At 62.4% G+C, this 18789-nt stretch carries 16 protein-coding genes; 9 read left to right on the forward strand and 7 right to left on the reverse strand.

Annotated features, from left to right (window positions below; all coding sequences use genetic code 11):
- Nucleotides 1-49: 49 nt before the first annotated feature.
- The 4 genes from ACT53S_RS12590 to ACT53S_RS12605 all read left to right on the forward strand — a co-directional run bounded on the left by ACT53S_RS12590 (nt 50) and on the right by ACT53S_RS12605 (nt 5231).
- Nucleotides 50-1048: a P1 family peptidase gene (locus ACT53S_RS12590; RefSeq protein WP_476067233.1), complete on the forward strand. Its 999-nt coding sequence runs from the start codon at nt 50-52 to the stop codon at nt 1046-1048.
- A 368-nt stretch (nt 1049-1416) separates the two neighbouring features.
- On the forward strand, nt 1417-2781 hold the full coding sequence (locus ACT53S_RS12595) for a bifunctional enoyl-CoA hydratase/phosphate acetyltransferase (RefSeq protein ID WP_476067234.1): 1365 nt from the start codon (nt 1417-1419) through the stop codon (nt 2779-2781).
- Nucleotides 2778-3953, forward strand: a complete 1176-nt coding sequence (locus ACT53S_RS12600; RefSeq protein ID WP_476067235.1) for an acetate/propionate family kinase — start codon at nt 2778-2780, stop codon at nt 3951-3953. Before ACT53S_RS12595 ends, ACT53S_RS12600 begins: the two co-directional genes overlap by 4 nt.
- A gap of 84 nt (nt 3954-4037) precedes the next feature.
- Nucleotides 4038-5231, forward strand: a complete 1194-nt coding sequence (locus tag ACT53S_RS12605) for an alpha-D-ribose 1-methylphosphonate 5-triphosphate diphosphatase (RefSeq protein WP_476067236.1) — start codon at nt 4038-4040, stop codon at nt 5229-5231.
- A gap of 22 nt (nt 5232-5253) precedes the next feature.
- Here ACT53S_RS12605 and ACT53S_RS12610 read toward each other — a convergent pair whose 3' ends face one another.
- The 7 genes from ACT53S_RS12610 to ACT53S_RS12640 form a co-directional block, all read right to left on the reverse strand.
- Nucleotides 5254-6003, reverse strand: a complete 750-nt coding sequence (locus ACT53S_RS12610) for an ABC transporter ATP-binding protein (protein ID WP_476067237.1) — start codon at nt 6001-6003, stop codon at nt 5254-5256.
- Entirely contained in the window at nt 6000-6833 is an 834-nt protein-coding gene (locus tag ACT53S_RS12615) for an ABC transporter ATP-binding protein (protein WP_476067238.1), read from the reverse strand. Before ACT53S_RS12615 ends, ACT53S_RS12610 begins: the two co-directional genes overlap by 4 nt.
- Nucleotides 6830-7762 carry an ABC transporter permease gene (locus ACT53S_RS12620; RefSeq protein ID WP_142071910.1) on the reverse strand — a complete coding sequence of 311 codons (933 nt, stop codon included), beginning with the start codon at nt 7760-7762 and terminating at the stop codon, nt 6830-6832. Before ACT53S_RS12620 ends, ACT53S_RS12615 begins: the two co-directional genes overlap by 4 nt.
- Nucleotides 7759-8826: an ABC transporter permease gene (locus ACT53S_RS12625; RefSeq protein ID WP_476067239.1), complete on the reverse strand. Its 1068-nt coding sequence runs from the start codon at nt 8824-8826 to the stop codon at nt 7759-7761. The genes ACT53S_RS12620 and ACT53S_RS12625 overlap by 4 nt, the downstream gene beginning before the upstream one ends.
- 6 nt (nt 8827-8832) lie before the next feature.
- Nucleotides 8833-10470 (reverse strand): ABC transporter substrate-binding protein, encoded by a 1638-nt coding sequence (locus tag ACT53S_RS12630; protein ID WP_476067240.1) that lies wholly within the window; start codon nt 10468-10470, stop codon nt 8833-8835.
- 45 nt (nt 10471-10515) lie between these two features.
- Complete coding sequence (locus tag ACT53S_RS12635; RefSeq protein WP_476067241.1) at nt 10516-11568, reverse strand: dipeptidase; 1053 nt, start codon at nt 11566-11568, stop codon at nt 10516-10518.
- A 168-nt stretch (nt 11569-11736) separates the two neighbouring features.
- Complete coding sequence (locus ACT53S_RS12640) at nt 11737-13176, reverse strand: amidase (protein ID WP_476067242.1); 1440 nt, start codon at nt 13174-13176, stop codon at nt 11737-11739.
- Between the two features lie 442 nt (nt 13177-13618).
- Between ACT53S_RS12640 and ACT53S_RS12645 the strand changes: the two genes are divergently transcribed.
- From ACT53S_RS12645 to ACT53S_RS12665, 5 genes are all read left to right on the forward strand, one after another.
- Nucleotides 13619-14719: an ABC transporter ATP-binding protein gene (locus tag ACT53S_RS12645; RefSeq protein WP_113456189.1), complete on the forward strand. Its 1101-nt coding sequence runs from the start codon at nt 13619-13621 to the stop codon at nt 14717-14719.
- 11 nt (nt 14720-14730) lie between these two features.
- Nucleotides 14731-15645 (forward strand): ABC transporter permease, encoded by a 915-nt coding sequence (locus tag ACT53S_RS12650; protein ID WP_142072197.1) that lies wholly within the window; start codon nt 14731-14733, stop codon nt 15643-15645.
- Nucleotides 15638-16447, forward strand: a complete 810-nt coding sequence (locus ACT53S_RS12655; RefSeq protein WP_476067243.1) for an ABC transporter permease — start codon at nt 15638-15640, stop codon at nt 16445-16447. The genes ACT53S_RS12650 and ACT53S_RS12655 overlap by 8 nt, the downstream gene beginning before the upstream one ends.
- A gap of 36 nt (nt 16448-16483) precedes the next feature.
- On the forward strand, nt 16484-17518 hold the full coding sequence (locus ACT53S_RS12660; RefSeq protein ID WP_142071920.1) for an ABC transporter substrate-binding protein: 1035 nt from the start codon (nt 16484-16486) through the stop codon (nt 17516-17518).
- Nucleotides 17519-17591: 73 nt separating this feature from the next.
- Nucleotides 17592-18773, forward strand: a complete 1182-nt coding sequence (locus ACT53S_RS12665; RefSeq protein ID WP_476067244.1) for a serine hydrolase domain-containing protein — start codon at nt 17592-17594, stop codon at nt 18771-18773.
- The last annotated feature ends 16 nt before the right edge of the window (nt 18774-18789 follow it).

Raw genomic sequence — 18789 nt, forward strand, 5'->3', positions numbered from 1 at the left:
ACGTGCCTGATCTTCGCCACTCTCCGCCCACCCATCCGGAGACATCCCCATGCCACACGGCCCTCTCAACCTCCTGACCGACATCGACGGCCTCTCGGTCGGCCATGCCACCGATCTGGCGCTCGGCTCCGGCGTGACTGTGATCGTCTTCGACGAACCGGCGACCGCTTCGGGCACCGTGCTCGGTGGTGCGCCGGGTGGGCGTGACGTGACGCTGCTCGATCCCTCGATGACGGTGCAACAGGTCGATGCCTTCGTGCTCTCGGGCGGCTCGGCCTTCGGGCTGGACGCAGCCGGCGGCGTGCAGTCGGGTCTGCGCGCTGCGGGTCGCGGCTTTGCCGTGGGCTCCGTGCGCGTGCCGATCGTGCCACAGGCGATCCTGATGGATCTGCTGAATGGCGGCGACAAGGACTGGGGCCTGCACGCCCCCTATCGCGACCTCGGCTACGAGGCCTATCATAACGCGACCAAAGGCGCATTCCCGCTCGGCACGGTGGGCGCGGGAACGGGTGCGACGACGGCCAACCTCAAGGGCGGCCTCGGCTCGGCAAGCGCCATTTCCTCGTCGGGCCATACGATTGCGGCCCTCGTCGCCGTTAATGCCATGGGTTCGGTGGTGATCGGCGACGGCCCGCATTTCTGGGCAGCTCCCTTCGAGGAGGGCGAGGAATTTGGCGGACTTGGCCAACGCGCACATGTCAGTGCAGAGGATCGGGCGATGCGCATCAAGGGTCTGCGTCTGACAGCAACGACCATCGGCGCCGTGGTCACCGACTGCGCGATTTCCAAACCCGAACTGCATCGCCTGTCGATCGCCGCCCATGATGGCCTCGCCCGCGCCGTTCTGCCGGCACATCTGCCGTTCGATGGCGACACGATGTTTTCCGCCTCAACGGGAAAGCGCGAAAGCAACGGCCCAGCCGACCGGATGGAACTCTGCCATCTGGCCACGCTGGTAACGGCGCGCGCCATTGCGCGCGGGGTGTTCGAGGCCGTGGCGTTGCCCTATGCGGAGGCGCAGCCGGCCTGGCGTGACAGGTGGGGGTGATCCTTTCTCCCCCTTGGTGGGGGAGAAAGCGATTTCGATGAATTAGGCGAGCGCAAGCCGCCTAAACATCAGAAATCGCAAGTGAGGGGGTCCGTTCGTCGTGCCACCATCACCGATCCCCTCACCGGGAAAATCTGAAGTTGAGGCGGCTTGCGCGCGCCTAAGCCTTCGATTTTCCATCCTCTCCCACAAGGGGAGAGGCTCCCAGCCCTCCACTTTCGCCTCATCCACCCTTGACCCAAGTCAAGGACAACCCACCCTCCACCGCAGAGATTGCCCGCCAAGCCCGGTCATGCCTCTGACGCAGACCGGCTGCAAAGTGACACGGATCGGGGGAGGACGGTTCGACAATGGAAGACGAAAGCGACATGGAAAGACCAGTCCTCACCAACCGCATGTTCGACGAGCTGAAGCTCGGCGATGCCGCCAGCCTCACCCGTGTCATCGGCCCCGATGACATCGAGCTGTTTGCGGCACTCTCGGGCGACAACAATCCGGTGCCGCTTGGCCAGTCGCTGATCCCGGCCGGCATGATCTCGGCGGTGCTCGACACCCGCCTTCCCGGCCCCGGCACCGTCTATCTCGGTCAGGACCTGGAATTCTGGAAGGAAATCGCGACCGGCGACCGGATCACCGCGACCGTGACGCTGATGAGCAAGGAAAGCGACGGCCGCACGCTGGTCTTCGACACCCGCTGCGTCAACCAGCACGGCGAGCCAGTACTCGTCGGCAAGGCCCGAGTCCGCGCACCGATCGAGCGCATCAGCTGGTCGGAGAACCTTCCCCCCGATGTCTCCCTGCAGCGTCACGACCGCTTCGACGCCATCGTCGCCGAGGCGCGCAGCCTGCCGATGGTGAAGACGGCGCTCGTCCATCCCTGCTCTCCGGAAGCGATCGAGGGTGCCGTCGAGATCCGCGACGAAGGCCTGCTGGAGCCGATCCTGATCGGCCCGGAAGCGAAGATCCGCGCTGCCGCCGAAAAGGCCGGGATTTCCATCGACGGCTTCGAGATCTTGAACACCGAACACAGCCATGCGGCAGCGGCCCTGGCCGTCGAGCTTGCGGTTGCCGGCAAGGTCGGCTCTGTCATGAAGGGCAGCCTGCATTCCGACGAACTGCTCGGCGCCGTCGTTGGCAGTGGCTCTGGGCTGCGCACCGAACGCCGCGTCAGCCATGTCTATGTCATGGACGTGCCGGCCTATTCCAAGCTTTTGATCGTGACGGATGCCGCGATCAACATCGCGCCGACACTCGAGCACAAGCGAGATATCTGCCAGAATGCCGTCGATCTCATGCATATGCTGGGCGTGGCCGAGCCCAAGGTCGCGGTGCTCGCGGCCGTCGAGACGGTCAATGACAAGATGCCGGCCACACTGGAGGCCGCAGCGCTGACGGTCATGGCAGCGCGCGGCCAGATCAAGGGGGCAAAGGTCGACGGCCCGCTTGCCTTCGACAATGCAATCAGCATGGAAGCCGCGCGCACCAAGGGCATCGTCTCCCCCGTCGCCGGCGATGCCGACATCCTGCTGGTGCCCGATCTCGAAGCCGGCAATATGCTCGCCAAACAGCTCCTCTATTTCGCCAATGCCGATGCCGCCGGCCTGGTGCTCGGCGCCCGTGTGCCGATCATCCTGACCAGCCGCTCTGACAGCTTGCGCGTCCGCATTGCCTCGGCAGCGCTTGCAAAACTCGTGGCTGCAAAGCGGGCGGCAGCCCTTGGTGGCAAGGCATGAGCCAGAAACTGCTGCTGACCTTCAATGCCGGCTCTTCCACCGTGAAGATCGCCATCTTCGCCCGCGAGCCGGAAGGCGCCAGACGCATCGGCAAGGGCGTCATCGACTTCCGCGCCGAGCCTTTGACCTTCCATCTGGTCGAGGGACCCCAAGTCTTCGACGTGCCCCTCGTAGCGAAGACCGATGATCTCTTGCACGACGTCCTGGAAGAGGTCTTCGACTGGCTCGGAGAACACTACGACCTCGACGCCGTCTCGGCGATCGGCCACCGTGTCGTGCATGGCGGCGATCTCTTCGCCGATGCGGTCAGGATCGACGAGACGAGCCTTGCCGGCATCGAAAGCCTGGTGACGCTGGCCCCGCTGCACCAGCCGCAGAACCTGCGCCTGATCCGCGCGATTGCCGAGCTGAAACCGGGCATGCCCCAGACAGCCTCCTTCGACACAGCCTTCCACCGCACGCAATCCGATGTCATCAGACGCTTCGCCATCCCGCGCGAGTGGTTCGACAAGGGCGTCAAACGCTACGGCTTTCACGGCCTCTCCTATGCCTATATCGCCGGCGCCCTGAAGACGCTCGACCCGGAGACGGCAGGTGGCCGCGCCGTGGTCGCCCATCTCGGCTCGGGCGCCAGCCTCTGCGCGCTCGAACATGGCCTGAGCCGCGACACCTCGATGGGTTTCTCGACCATAGACGGCGTGCCCATGGCGACCCGCTCCGGCGCCATCGATCCCGGCGTGCTCTTCCACCTGATCGACGCGCACGGGCTGAGCGTCAAACAGGTCGAGGAGATGATCTACAAGCAGTCCGGCCTGCTCGGCCTCTCGGGCCTCAGCGCCGACAGCCGGGTGCTCCTGGAAACGCCGTCGAAAGAAGCCTGTGAAGCGCTCGATGTCTTCACCTTCCGCATCGCCGGCGAAGTGGCCCGGCTCGCCGCCTCGCTGGGCGGCCTCGACACGCTCGTCTTCACCGCCGGCATCGGCGAGAACCAGCCAGCCATCCGCCGCTCGGTAATCGAGCGCCTGCGCTTTCTCGGCCTTCTCCTCGACGCTGACGCGAACGACCGCAATGAAGGGGTCATCTCCCGCGAGGAGAGCCGGGTGAAGATCCGGGTTATCGCCACCGACGAAGAACAGGTGATCGCCGACGACTGCCTGAAACTGCTGTCCTGATCCCGCCATTCGCCAGAACTGACACCAAAGCGTCATGAAACGCGCCTAGAGACGCTGTCGACGAAAGCGGATGGAGGCTCGGACATGCTGCGACAGACGGATGCGACGGGTGGAGCCCATGAAGCCACGCGCGGTGAGGTTCTGATCCTCTCCAATGCCCGCGTCGTGACGCCGGACCATGTGCTGCATGGCTCTGTCGTGGTCGAGAACGGTGAGATCGTAGAAATACACGAAGGCCCGTCACGCCAAGCAGAAGCGCTCGACTTCGCCGGCGACTATCTCTTGCCCGGTCTTGTCGACATCCATACCGACCATTTCGAGAAGCACCTCTATCCCCGCGCCCATGTGCGCTGGGATTTCATGCGCGCCGCCTTGGCCCATGATGCCCAGATCATCGGCGGCGGTGTGACCACCGTCTTCGACAGCCTCTGCGTTGGGGCCACCACCGACAATCCGGAGCGCGCCGAGATCCTCAAACCGATGATCGAGGCGCTGGAGCAGGCGCAAGCCGCAGGCATGCTGCGGGCCGAACATCTCGTCCACCTGCGCTGCGAACTGACCGACCCGGTGACGCCGCAGCTGACGGCCGAGAATATCGACCGCGAAATCGTCCGCGTCATCTCGGTGATGGAACACCTGCCCGGCATCCGCCAGAGCCGCGACATCGAGGCCTATGTGGCAAGAGCCTGCAAATCGACCGGCGAGAGCCCGGAACGCGTGCGCGAAAAGATCAAGATCCTCGTCGCCGACAAGAGCCATATCGCCGCTACCACCCGACCGGATATCGTGGCGCTGGCCCGCGCGCGGTCCATGCCGCTGATGAGCCACGACGACACGGATATCGCCCATATCGAGGAAGGTGTCGCCGAGGGCGTATCGATCTCGGAATTCCCCTGTTCGATGGAGGCGGCGGAAGCTGCTCGCACGGCTGGCATGCACATCGTCGCCGGCGCACCGAACCTCGTGCGCGGCGGCTCGCAATCCGGCAACATCGCCGTGCGGGATCTGCTCGCCGCACGGCTCGTCGATATCCTGGCTTCAGACTATGTCCCGCGCTCGATGCTCGATGCCGCCTTCATGATCGCGGCCGATCCGGGCCTCGACTACGACCTGCCAAGCGCGGTCGCCATGGTGACCCGGACACCGGCACTCGCAGGCAATCTGCCCGATCGCGGCGCCATCAAGACCGGCCTCAAGGCCGATCTGATCCGCGTCGACCTGCAGGACGGCCATCCCTTCGTGAAATCCGCCTGGCGCTCCGGCCACCGCGTCGCCTGATCACTGCCTCGATAGCCCGAGCTCAGACGCGCCGAAAACCCTCGCTCGCCGTCATCAGCTGGCGAGTGTAATCCGTCGAGAAATCGCCGTTGCGCAACTGCTCGACGCTGAGCGTCTCGACGATCTTGCCGGATTTCATCACCGCCAGATGCTCGCACATATGGCTGATCACGGCGAGGTCGTGGCTGACCATGACGAAGGTAAGCCCGCGATCTCGACGCACCTGTTCGAGGAGGTTGAGGATTTCCGCCTGGATCGAGGCATCAAGCGCCGAAGTCGGCTCGTCGAGCAAGAGCACCTTTGGCTCGAGGATCAGCGCACGGGCAATCGCGATGCGCTGGCGCTGGCCACCGGAAAGCTGGTGCGAGAAGCGGAAGCGGAAGCCGGCGCCAAGGCCCACTTCGTCGAGCGCGCGAGCGATGCGCGTCTCGGCATCGGCAAAGCCGTGGATCGTCAGCGGTTCGCGCAACAGCCGATCCACCGTCTGGCGCGGATGCAGCGAACCATAGGGGTCCTGGAAGACCATCTGCACCTGGCGATAGAATTCCTTGTCGCGCTTGCGGCCCTCATAGAGCCTGCCATTGACCGACAGGATTCCACTGCTGAAGGAGTTCAGCCCGGCGACCGCGCGGAGCAGCGTCGACTTACCCGAGCCGGATTCCCCGACAATGCCGAAGGAGGCACCGTCTTCCACGTCGACACTGACGCTGTCGAGCGCCCGGTAACCGTCGAAGCTGACGATCATGTCTCGGATGGCGAGAACCGGCCTCATAGCTTCCACTCCGCTTGGCGCGAAAGGACCGGCAAGGGATGCCGGTCGGCGGCGATCTGCGGCAGGCATTCGAGCAGTCCTCGGGTATAGGGATGTTGCGCTTCGCGAAGGCGCGTCGCCTCGATCTCCTCGACCACCCGGCCGGCATACATGACCAGCACGCGGTCACAGAAGGACGAGACCAGCCGCAGGTCGTGGCTGATGAAGATCAGGCCCATGCCGCGATCGCGCACCAGCGCGTCGAGGATGGCGAGCACTTCGAGCTGCACCGTCACGTCGAGCGCCGAGGTCGGTTCGTCGGCGATCAGCAGTTCCGGCCCGCAGATCAGCATCATCGCGATCATCACGCGCTGACCCATACCGCCGGAGACTTCATGCGGATAGAGATCGAAGACGCGCTCCGGATTGCGGATCTGCACCGCTTCGAGCATGGCCAGCGCCCGTTTGCGCGCCTCGCTGGACGACACCTTTTCATGGGTGCGAAGCGTCTCCATGATCTGGCGCCCGACGGTCATGACCGGGTTCAGCGAGTATTTCGGATCCTGCAGGATCATCGCCAATTGTTTGCCGCGCAGTGACCGCCGACGGGCGGAGCTCGCCTTGAGAAGATCGGTGTCGCCGAATTGCAGCCGGTCGGCCGTGATCCTGGCCTGCGGCGAGGTCAGTCCCATGATCGCCCGCCCCGTCTGCGACTTGCCGGACCCGGATTCGCCGACGATACCGAGCCGTTCGCGGCCAAGGGTGAAAGACACGCCGCGCACCGCTTCCACGAGGCCGGTACGGGTCGGGAAGCTGACGCGGAGGTTTTCGACGGTCAGAAGCGCACTCATTGACCGGCCTCCTTCGGATCGAGCGCATCACGCAGACCGTCACCCAGCAGGTTGAAGCCGAGCGAGACGATCAGGATGGCAAAGCCCGGCATGGCCGCGACCCACCACTGGTCGAGAATGAAGCGGCGACCGGAGGCAATCATCGCGCCCCATTCCGGCAGCGGGGGCTGTGCGCCGAGGCCAAGGAATCCGAGCCCTGCAGCCGTCAGAATGATGCCGGCCATGTCGAGCGTCACGCGCACGATAACCGAGGACAGACACAGCGGCACGATATGCGACAGCACGATCCGGAACGGCGAAGCGCCCATGAGCTGTACCGCCGCGATGAAATCCGAATTGCGGAAGGTCAGCGTCTCGGCCCGCGCGATACGCGCATAGGGCGGCCAGGAGGTGATGGCGATGGCGAGAACCGCGTTCTCGATGCCGGGGCCTAATGCCGCGACGAGCGCCAGCGCCAATACGAGCTTCGGGAAAGCGAGGAAGATGTCGGTGATGCGCATCAGCAGCCCGTCGACCCAGCCGCCAGCATAGCCGGCGACCGTGCCGACGATCAGCCCGACGGGGGCGGCGATGACGGCGACCAGTGCGACTACGAAGAGGGTGAGCCGTGAGCCGTGAATAAGACGCGAGAGGATATCGCGTCCCTGATCGTCGGTGCCAAGCAGATAACCGGCGCTGCCGGGGGGCAGAAGGCGGGCATTGCGCAAGTCCCCCTGGATGGGCGAATGCGGCGCCAGCACGTCGGCAAAGGCGGCGACGAACAGCAGGGCGAGCAGGATGGCAAGCCCCGCCAGTGCCAGTCGGTTTTCGGCAAAGCGCTGCCAGATGATATAGGCCCGGCCACAGCGGGCCTGCAGGCGGGATTGCGGCCGGTCGGAGGTGAGCCAGCCTTTCCAGCTTTGTTCGGAAGCGGAGACGGGTGTGGTCATCGGCTGCGCGTCCTCGGATCCAGCGTACGATAAAGAATATCCGACAGAAGATTGATGCCGATGAAGACGGATCCGATAACGATCGTCCCGCCGAGCACGGCGTTCAAGTCGGCATTCTGCAGCGAATTGGTGATGTAAAGGCCGAGCCCCGGCCAGGAGAAGATCGTCTCTGTCAGCACCGACCCTTCGAGCAGGCCGGCATAGGAGAGCGCGATGACGGTGACCAAGGGAACGGCGGCATTGCGCAGCGCATGGAACCAGATGATCCGGGTCTCAGACAGCCCCTTCGCGCGTGCCGCAACGATGTATTCCTGCGCCAACTCGTTGAGCATAAAGGAACGCGTCATGCGGCTGATATAGGCCATGGAGAAATAGCCAAGCAGACCACCGGGCAGAATGATGTGGCGGAATAGATCCCAAAGCACATCCCATTGCCGCTGCATGGCCGCATCGATCAGGAAGAAGCCGGTGACAGGCGTGAAACTGTATTCGTAGACGATGTCGACGCGACCTGGATAGGCGACCCAATTCAGCTTGGCATAGAAGAGCAGCAGCGCCAGAAGCCCGAGCCAGAAGATCGGCACGGAATAGCCGATGAGGCCGACGACGCGCACGATCTGGTCGGCGAGCGAGCCCCGCTTGACCGCAGCCAGCACCCCGAGTGGCACGCCAAGCACGGCCCCGATAATGGTGCCGACCGTGGCGAGTTCAATGGTTGCCGGGAAGACGCGGGCGATGTCCTTCATCACGGGATTGGTGGTGAGGACCGACACCCCGAAGTCGCCCGACAGGGCCTGCCGGACATAGATGATGAATTGCTGCCAGAGCGGCAGATTGAGGCCCAGTTCCTCGCGTACACGCTCGACGACATGCGCAGGCGCCCGATCTCCGACGATGGCGAGCGCCGGATCGATCGGGACCACGCGGCCGATGAAGAAGGTCACGGCCAAGAGGCCGAGATAGGTGGTCACCACCGTCAGCAGGAATTTGCCGACGGTGATGGCGATCGAGGAGACGCGCTGCGAAGCGCGCCTCCGGTCGACCTGGCTGTCAACTTGGGTCAAGGACGACTATTCCTTGGTGACCGTGTTGACATAGTTGGTGTCAAAGCTCGGGCCGAGCTTGTAGTTCTGCACCTTGCTCGAATAGCCGGCGATTTCCGTCTGCTGGAAGATCACGACGAACGGGCCGGACGCGAGCACCTGCTTCTGCAGGTCTTCGTAGATGGCCGCACGCTTGGCAGTGTCCTTCTCCAGAAGGGCAGCGGCCGTCTTGGCCGACAGTTCCTTCGGATCCCAGGCATTGCGCCAGGCGAGCGTCTTGTTGGTGCCTTCGTCGGAATTGTCAGGGTTGAAGGTGAAGGTCTCGGCGTTCGAGTTAGGGTCGAAATAGTCCGAGCCCCACTGGCCGATATAGATGTCATGCTGGCGTGCACGATACTTGGTCAGCGTCTGCTTGCCGTCACCCGGGATGATTTCCAGCTTGATGCCGGCCTGGGCGAGCGTCTGCTGGACGTTTTCGGCGATACCGGTTACGGGCTGGGTGTTACGTACATCCATGGTAACGGTGAAGCCGTCGGGCAAACCGGCCTTCGCCAGCAGTTCCTTGGCCTTGGCGACGTCGAGCTTGTAGGGCTTGTCTTCCAGTGCGCCCAGCTGGCCAGTCGGCAGGAAGGTCTGGTGGATTTCGCCGATGCCCTTGATCAGGGTTTCGCCGAGCGCATCGTAATCGACGAGATACTTGAACGCTTCGACGACTTCCGGCTTGGCTAGGTTCGGGTTCTTCTGGTTGAGGCTGAAGTAGTAGAGCGTACCCTTCGGCGCCGACGTGGTGGCGATGCCATCCTTCTTGGCAACAGCGTCAAAATCGTTCGGGTCGAGGTTACGGGCGACGTCGATGTCACCGTTTTCCAGGGCCAGGCGCTGGCCAGCACTTTCCTTCATGTAGCGATAGATGACGCGGGCGAGCTTGGCCTTTTCGCCATAATAGTTGTCATTGCGCTCGAGCACGACGACTTCATTGGCGCGCCATTCGCGGATCTTGAATGGGCCGGAGCCGGCATAGCCTGTTTTCAGGAATTCGTTGCCGAAGTCGGTGTCGTACTTGTATTCTTCCGTCGGCGTGACCGGCTTGGCGTTCTCCATCACCAGCTTCTTGTCGACGACGGAAGCAACGGTTGCCGTCAGCACGTTCAGAACGAAGCTCGGCGCATAGGGCTTGTCGACGGTGAGCACGAAGGTGGAATCGTCAGCAGCCTTGGCCTTGTCGGTAACGTTGTCGCCGGTCAGGCCGAACTGGGTCAGCAGGAAGGCCGGCGACTTGTCGAGCTTGATCACACGTTCGAACGAGAAGGCGACGTCAGCGGCGGTAATTGGATTGCCCGAGGCAAAAGTCAGGTTCGGCTTCAGCTTGAAGGTGTAGGTGAGGCCATCTTCCGAAACATCCCAGCTTTCGGCGATGTCGCTGACGATCTTCGATGTATCGGCCGGATCGAGCGCCACGAGCTTGCTGTAGGTGTTGGCCGTCACTTCCGCCGTCGAGATTTCGAAGGCTTCGCCCGGATCAAGCGAGATGATGTCATCGATCGCCCAGGCCTGGACGAGCGTGTCTGCAGGCGTCGCGGCATAGGCCTGCGGCGCTGCCGCGACCGTGAGCACCAGCATGGCGCTGGTCGCCAGAAGTTTCAGGCGCTTGTCGAACATTGTCATCGGTACGGTTCCCTTCTTGGTTTTTATGGACAGGCAAGTATGAACTTATTCGTGCCAGGCGGAAGCCAGCACGCGCAGCCAGTTGTCGCGGCAAATCTTGCGCAGGTCGTCGGCACTGTAGCCCGCCGCACGCAATGCTTCCACCAGTCGCTGGTTGCCCGCAGCATCGGCGATGGCGGCGGGGATCGTGGCTCCGTCAAAATCAGAACCAAGAGTCACACAATCGATGCCCATGCGCTCCACCAGATGATCGATATGCCGGACCATCAGCGAAAGCGGCGTGTCCGCATTGTCGCGCCCGTCCGGCCGCAGCATGGTGACGGCGTAGTTCAGCCCAACGAGACCGCGGCTTTCGCGGATCGCGTCGAGCTGCTTGTCGGTCAGGTTGCGGGCAACAGGGGTCAGCGCGTGCACGTTGGAATGGCTGGCAATCAGCGGCTGATCACTGAGCTTGGCCACGTCCCAGAAGCCCTGTTCGGTGATATGCGCGAGATCGATCAGGATGCCGAGCTTGTTGCAGCGGCGAACCAGTTCGCGACCGAGTTCCGTGAGACCGGGGCCGGTATCCGGCGAACTCGGAAAGGCGAACGGCACCCCGTGACCGAAGATGTTGTGGCGGCTCCAGACGGGGCCGAGCGACCGCAGGCCAGCCGCATAAAAGACTTCGAGCGCATCGAGGTTGGCATCAATCGCCTCGCAGCCTTCGATATGCAAGACGGCAGCAAATCCACCGTCGGCCATCACCTGACGGATCTGGTCGGTGGACTGGCACAGCGTCCAGGCGCCGGCGCGATCGAGCTTGTGGGCGATCGCGATCATCTCCAGAGCGATGTCGAGCGAGGGTGACCGCTCCAGCGGCGGATCGAGCGGTGTCAGATAGTGACCGTTCCCATCCGGCTCCTTCAGCACAAAATCATGCGGCGACGGGATGTAAACAGCGCAGAGTCCGCCGCCCAATCCGCCGCGCCGGGCGCGAGGGCCGTCGATATGTCCAGCACTTGTCCCCTTGGTGAACTCCTGAATCGGATCCACGCCGTCTTTGCGTCCGCGCCACAGGCGAAGGAGAACATCGTTGTGGCCGTCGAAGATCAGGTCCATGAAAATAAATTCCGCAGTTCCGTAATTTCAGGGAAACCATCCGCCCTCCGAAACCGGGGGCGAGACTGGATAAACAGTGGCTTGGCCACGGTTAGAAATCGTAGGGCCAAATCACACCCGCATTCAAGAGTGAAAAAATTTTACTTGGAACCATTCTGTGCAAAGATGTTACGCGAAGGCGTTCGGATCAGGGATCGGATTTCGGTCCAGCCAGTCGGTCGCCGCTTCATAACCGGCTGCGACCGAGAGCACGCGCGCATCGGCGCGTGGCGGTCCGATCAACTGGAAGCCGTTCGGCAAACCCCTGTCCGAAAAGCCGGCCGGCAGCGCGGCCACCGGCAGACCCGCCATGCTCGGGCCGATCACCACCTCCATCCAGCGGTGATAGGTGTCCATATGCCGCCCCGCAATTTCGCGCGGCCATGGAATGTCCGCATCGAAGGGGAATACCTGGGCTGCCGGTGCGATGAGGTAATCGAAGCGCTCGAAGAGCTTCAACATCGCCTGGTAGCAGGCGGTGCGGATGGCGGACGCTTCATAGACATCGGCGGATGAAACTCGAAGACCGCTGCGCACCTCGTAGAGAATTTCCGGCTTCAGCGATCCCCGGCGGGCCGGATCTTCGTAACTGTCGCGCATGCTGCCGGCCGTGAAGACGCTGCGAAGCGTCGTCCAGGCCCACCAGAGCCGCTCCATGTCGAACGCGGGGGTCGCGAGCTCGACGGAAAAGCCCAACGCCTCAAAGGTCCCGAGAGCCCTTTCGGTCAGGGCCAAAACACCCGGTTCGAACGGCAGGTGACCCGAGAAATCCCCGAGCCAGCCGATCCGCCCACCCCTGGCCGCAAGGCCGCAATCGAGCACGATCGGCTCGCTATCGAAAGAAGCTGGATCGCGTGCGTCGAAGCCTGACTGGATATTGAGCAGCAAGACAACATCCTCGACGCTGCGCCCCATCGGACCGAGCGTCGCCAGCTGATTGAGATAGGCATCGCGACCGGGAAGTGCTGGGATGCGCCCGAAGCTCGGACGAAAACCGATCACGTTGTTGAAGGCGGCGGGGTTTCGCAACGACCCCATCATGTCGCTGCCATCGGCAACCGGCACGAGCCGGGCCGCGAGCGCTGCCCCTGCCCCGCCGCTCGATCCGCCAGCAGACTTGGTCTTGTCATAGGAATTGCGGGTCACGCCGAAGACCGGATTATAGCTGTGCGATCCGAAACCCCATTCGGGGGTGTTCGTCTTGCCGATGATGATCGCGCCGGCCGCGCGAATGCGTTCGACCTGAATATCGTCGAAATCCGGAACGAAGTCGCGGAAGAGTGGCGACCCGTAGGTGCAGCGGATACCCTTGGCCTCGCTGAGATCCTTGATCGCGATTGGGATGCCGTGCAACGGCCCCGTTACCGCACCCTCGGCGCGCTCCCGATCTCGCAGCCGTGCTTCCGCCAGAAGATCCTCGTCCGGACGAAGGCTGACCAGCGCGTTGATCGCCGGATTGAGCGTCGCGATCCGCGCCAGATAGTCCTGCATGACCCGTTCTGCCGAAACTGATCCGGATCGAAGCACAGTGGACAGCGCCGCAGCGCCAAGACGGGTGGAATCGGTCACGGGAAACTCCAAGGCAGGTAGGATCGGCGCAAGCGCCTGATGGCATCGCCCGAGGATGGAGTGCCCCACAAAGCCATGTCAAGCGCACGGCCAAGCGCCTGCCGCAGGCCAGCCATGCGTCGACACAAATTTTCGCGGACCACGAAAATAAAAATGGTCATACGACCAATTTAGAGGCAACATGCCCCAAAATCAGGTGCGTGGCCTCGACCGGACCACGACGCCGAAGACAAGGGAACACCGGTCGAAGCGACGGGATATCGACAGAATCCGGTGTTTTACCGGCCTCTGCGGTCTCAAACGGGAGGGAGGCTCCACATGCATTCGAGCTGGCACACGACTTGCGTGACCAGACCCAACCGACGCGATTGGCAACGACGACTGCCACCATCGCTTCGCAACCAAGTCCATTGCGCATAACCCGAACGCCAGGGGGCACCGCTTGAATTCTGCATCTGATAAGGCAGCCATTGAGATCCGCGGCGTCAGCCGCATTTACGGATCAGGACACGACAAGGTCACCGCGCTGGACGGGATCTTTCTCACCATTCGGGAAAACGAGTTCTTCACCCTGCTGGGACCATCCGGCTGCGGCAAGACCACGCTTTTGCGACTGATCGCCGGCTTCGATTTCCCGACGACGGGTGAAATCCTCCTGCACGGCGAAGACATTGCCCCGCTTCCGCCTTTCAAAAGGCCGGTCAACACCGTTTTCCAGTCCTACGCGCTCTTTCCGCATATGACGGTCGCCGACAACATTGGATTTGGCCTGAAAATGCTGGGCAAGCCGGCAGCAGAGATCAAGTCTCGCGTCGATGAAATGCTGGAACTCGTGCACATGACCAAAATGCGCGATCGCCAGGTCAGCCAGATCTCCGGCGGCCAGCAGCAGCGCGTGGCGCTCGCCCGTGCCTTGGCACCGAAGCCAAAGGTCCTGTTGCTCGACGAACCCCTGTCGGCCTTGGACTATAAGCTCCGCAAGGAAATGCAGATCGAGTTGAAGCGTGTGCAGGCCGAAACCGGCATCACCTTCATCTTCGTGACCCACGATCAGGAAGAAGCGCTCACCATGTCGGACCGCATTGCGGTCATGTCGACGGGCAGCCTCCGTCAGGTCGGCTCGCCCTGGGACATCTACGACCGTCCGGCGGAACGTTTCGTCGCCGATTTCATTGGCGAGACGAACTTCCTTCAGGTCGAGGTCGCATCGGTCAATGGCGACAGAGCCAGTGTCAGATTGCGCTCGGGCCGCGAAATTCCGGCAACCTTTCCGGAGCGGACGACGCCTTCTGGTCAGGTCACAATCGTCATACGCCCAGAACATGCCGAGATTGTCGCTCCATCGCCGGAGGCCACCCTGCAGGGCACGATCGAGAGCATCGTCTACCTTGGCACCGACACCAACATCAACGTACGCCTCGACGGCGGCTCGCTGTTTACGGTACGCCAGCAGAACAGCCGTAGCGGCAGCTGCGGTTACGTTGAGGGTCAATCCGTCGGCATTCTCGTGAGCGACGATGTCGCCCAGATCCTGAAGGATTGACAATGAGCGCGATCCAGACGGCCCCCGAAATTGCCAAATCGCGCGACATCCGAAACCGCTGGCTTCTGAGCCTCCCGGCGCTTCTCATCATCTTCGTCGCAGCCATCGGCCCGCTCTTCGTGATGCTGGTCTATTCCTTCCTGGCCAAGGGCGACTATGGCGACGTCAAGCCCTGGGAGTTCTCGATGGAGGGGTGGTTCTCCGTCTTCTTCGAGCGCGACATCTTCGACGACACCTTCGGCCTCGCCAGTGCCCATCTTTCGATCATCTGGCGATCGCTCAAACTCTCTTTCTACACCACCATCCTTACCCTGATTCTCGGCTTCCCCACCGCCTATTTCATCGCCACGCGCCCTGCAAAGAGCCGTGAAATCTGGGTCTTCCTGATCACCATTCCGTTCTGGACCAATCTCCTGATCCGCACCTTCGCGATGCAGCAGGTCATCCGGAACGAAGGCATCGTCAACAACGTGCTCATCTGGCTCGGCGTCATCGATAGCCCCCTGCAGATCATCTATACCGACGTGGCGAACCTCCTGGGCATGACCTATGTCTACCTGCCGCTGATGGTGCTGCCGCTGTATGCCTCGATCGAGAAGCTCGATTTCCGCCTCGTCGAGGCCGGCTATGATCTCTATGCCAACCGGCTGCAGGTGCTGTGGCGGATCGTCATCCCGCTGGTGAAACCGGGCTTGATTGCCGGCTCCATCCTGGTCTTCATCCCCTCGCTCGGCGCCTATGTCATTCCACGCGTGCTGGGTGGCGGCAAGAACATGATGCTCGGCAACCTGATCGAGATGCAGTTCGGCTCCGGCCGCAATTGGCCGCTCGGGGCGGCCATGTCCATCACGCTGATGGCTCTGGTGATGCTGGCCCTCATCTTCTATGTCCGCAATGCTTCGAAGTCGGGAGCTGGCCATGTCTGAGCGTCGTTTCGACATCCGCAGCCAACCGGGCTTTGGCCTTGTTGCGCTCTTCACCTTCTTTGCGCTCTACCTGCCGATCGGCGCGCTGGTGGCCTATTCATTCAATGCCAGCGACAGCCTCTCGGTTTGGGGCGGCTTCTCCATGCGCTGGTTTGCCGCCGCCTGGCACAACAGTGCGGTACAGGACGCAGCACTCCGCTCGCTGATCATCGCGCTCTGGGCAGCCGGCCTCGCAACGATCGTTGCGACCATGGCGGCATTGGCGACCACGCGAACCGAGGGGTATCGCGGCCTCACGCTGAAATATGCGGCGATCAACCAGCCCCTGATGGTGCCGGAGATCGTCACAGCCGTGGCGCTTCTGATCGTTTTCTCGCGCATCAAGGTATGGACCGGCTACTCTGGCCTCGGATACCTGATCATGGCCCACACGGCGTTTTGCATCCCCTTTGCCTATCTTCCCATCCGCGCTCGTCTCGAAAGCATGGATCTGACCCTGGAACGGGCTGCAGCCGATCTTTACGCCACCCCCTGGCGGGCGTTCCGCTTCGTCACCCTGCCGCTGCTGCGTCCTGCAATCATTGCCGGCTTCATGCTCGCCTTCGTGATCTCGCTCGATGACGTCGTCATCACCGAATTCGTCAAATCCGGCGGGCAGGACACGCTTCCCACCTACATGCTCGGCCAGATCAGACGCGAAACGACGCCTGAGATCAACGCCATCGCCAGCATCTTCCTGGCACTGTCGACGGTGTTGATCGTGGCCTTCTTCTTCATCAACCGGCGCAAGCCGCAAGCCTGACAACGACTTAAAAACAGAGAGGAACGGAGAATGACAATGAAATGGATGACGACGACGGCTATGGCCACACTCACCCTGCTGAGCCTTGCGGGCGCAGCATCGGCCGCAGGCGAGCTCAACATCTACAACTGGGGGGACTACACCAGCCCTGAGCTGATCAAGAAGTTCGAGAAGGAATTCGACGTCAAGGTCACCGTGACTGACTACGATTCGAATGACACGGCGCTCGCCAAGGTCCGCGCCGGAGGCCACGGCTTCGACATCGTCGTTCCCTCCGCCAACTACATGCCCATCTGGATCAACGAAGGCCTGCTGCTTGAGTCCCGTCCGGACCAGATGGAAAACTTCAAGAATGTCGATCCGCGCTGGACGGATGTCGCCTGGGATCCGGGCCGTCACTATTCCGTTCCGTGGCAGTGGGGCGTGACCGGCATCGGCGTCAACACCAAGTTCTACAAGGGTGACCTCAACACCTCCGCTATCTTCCTGGATCCACCGGAAGAACTGGTCGGCAAGATCAACGTCACGCCGGAAATGAACGACGTGCTCTTCGCCACGATCAAGTACTTTGGCGGCTCGTGGTGCACCACCGACAAGGAACTGCTGCGCAAGGTGCGTGACAAGCTGGTCGAAGCGAAATCCAAGTGGCTTGCCATGGATTACAGCGTCACGGACAAGCTGCCCACGGGTGACTATGCCGGCGTCTACTACTGGAACGGCGCGATCATGCGCTCGCGCCTGCAGAACCCGGAAGTGAAGTTCGGCTATCCTAAGGAAGGTTATCCCGTCTTCATGGACAGTGCCGCGATCCTCAAGGATGCCAAGAACCCCGACAACGCCAAGGCATTCCTGAACTTCATCATGGCACCGGAAAATGCCGCGCTGCTGTCAAACTTCGCCAAATATGCCAACGGCATCAAGGGTTCGGAAGCGTTCATGGACCCGGCGATGAAGGACGCACCCGAGCTTGTCGCTCCGCCCGAACTGGAAAAGGCCGGCGAATTCCTGCTGACCTGCGAACCGGAGGTCGCACAGCTCTACGCGAAGATCTGGACCGAAATTCAGAAGTAACGTCGATCCGAAAACCACAAGAACGACAAGAACGGGAGGGCCAACGGCCCTCCCGCAGGAGGAGCATTTACGGATGGCGACGCGCTTTGCCGAGACCTATGGCTTCGAAAGGAATACGCTCACGCTCGCCAACTGGCGAACGGCGCCCTTTAGCCGTTTCAGCTTCGGCCATGCCGAGGAGTTGGTGCCGAGCGCCGCGATTGCCGCGACCGCAGAGAGAGCGGAAGGCGCGCCTGTCGCATCCGACCTGCTGCATCAGGCGCTGCCTCAAGGGCTGGCCGGGCAACCGGATGTCGGCTCCTATCTCGATTATGCCCACACCGATGCCTTCGTACTGATGAAGGCGGGCAAGATCGTTGCCGAACACTATGCGCCCCATGCGGGCATCGATCAGCGCCATATCGTATTCTCGGTCAGCAAATCGCTGACCGCCCTCGTCCTCGCAACGCTGGAATCAGACGGCTTGATCGACCCCGATGCCCCGGTGACCAGCCTGTTGCCGGAAGCCAGAGCCTCTGCCTATGGCGACTGCACCATCCGCGACGTGCTCGACATGCGCGTCAGCCTCGCCTTCGATGAGGCCTATCTGAACACGGACGGCGCCTATGCGCGCTATCGCCGCGCCACGCTGTGGAACCCGGCCGTCCCATCCAGCCCGAACGAAACCTTGCTCGCGTTCCTGCTGAACCTTCAGAAAGACGCCCACCCGCATGGCGGGGCGCATTTCTACGCCTCCCCCAATTCTGACCTGCTCGGGGTGCTGATCGAGCGCGCGACCGGCGATCGCTATGCCGATGCGCTGTCCAAACGCCTGTGGAAACCGCTCGGCGCCCGCCACCATGCAAGCGTCACCGTCGATGCCGAAGGCACGGCGCGCGCCGCAGGTGGCATCTCCGTCACCGCCCGCGACCTCGCCCGCGTCGGCGAGATGCTGCGCAACGGTGGCATGGTCGACGGCCGGCGCATCATCCCTGACGCTTGGCTCTCCGACATGCTGACCAGAGGCGATCACCAAGCCTGGGTCGACGGAAAATCCAACTTCTTCCCCAACGGACGCTATCGCAGCCAATGGTATCAGTCGGGCGAGCCCGATGGGGCCTTCTGCGCGATCGGCATCCACGGCCAATGGCTCTATGTCGACCCCTCCTCGGAGACGGTTATCGTCAAGCTCTCGTCCCAACCGAACCCGCTGGACGACGAATTGAAACACGACAACTTCGCCTTTTTCCGCGCGCTTTGCGCCTGGACCGCATGAAATCAAAGGACACCGA

Source organism: Allorhizobium sp. DMC15, from assembly GCF_056314065.1.

Excerpts from the sequence above, each read along its gene's own strand:
- ACT53S_RS12590 (WP_476067233.1), top strand. The coding sequence starts at position 50 with ATGCCACACGGCCCTCTCAACCTCCTGACCGACATCGACGGCCTCTCG.
- ACT53S_RS12595 (WP_476067234.1), top strand. The coding sequence starts at position 1,417 with ATGGAAAGACCAGTCCTCACCAACCGCATGTTCGACGAGCTGAAGCTC.
- ACT53S_RS12600 (WP_476067235.1), top strand. The coding sequence starts at position 2,778 with ATGAGCCAGAAACTGCTGCTGACCTTCAATGCCGGCTCTTCCACCGTG.
- ACT53S_RS12605 (WP_476067236.1), top strand. The coding sequence starts at position 4,038 with ATGCTGCGACAGACGGATGCGACGGGTGGAGCCCATGAAGCCACGCGC.
- ACT53S_RS12610 (WP_476067237.1), bottom strand. The coding sequence starts at position 6,003 with ATGAGGCCGGTTCTCGCCATCCGAGACATGATCGTCAGCTTCGACGGT.
- ACT53S_RS12615 (WP_476067238.1), bottom strand. The coding sequence starts at position 6,833 with ATGAGTGCGCTTCTGACCGTCGAAAACCTCCGCGTCAGCTTCCCGACC.
- ACT53S_RS12620 (WP_142071910.1), bottom strand. The coding sequence starts at position 7,762 with ATGACCACACCCGTCTCCGCTTCCGAACAAAGCTGGAAAGGCTGGCTC.
- ACT53S_RS12630 (WP_476067240.1), bottom strand. The coding sequence starts at position 10,470 with ATGACAATGTTCGACAAGCGCCTGAAACTTCTGGCGACCAGCGCCATG.
- ACT53S_RS12635 (WP_476067241.1), bottom strand. The coding sequence starts at position 11,568 with ATGGACCTGATCTTCGACGGCCACAACGATGTTCTCCTTCGCCTGTGG.
- ACT53S_RS12655 (WP_476067243.1), top strand. The coding sequence starts at position 15,638 with ATGTCTGAGCGTCGTTTCGACATCCGCAGCCAACCGGGCTTTGGCCTT.
- ACT53S_RS12660 (WP_142071920.1), top strand. The coding sequence starts at position 16,484 with ATGAAATGGATGACGACGACGGCTATGGCCACACTCACCCTGCTGAGC.
- ACT53S_RS12665 (WP_476067244.1), top strand. The coding sequence starts at position 17,592 with ATGGCGACGCGCTTTGCCGAGACCTATGGCTTCGAAAGGAATACGCTC.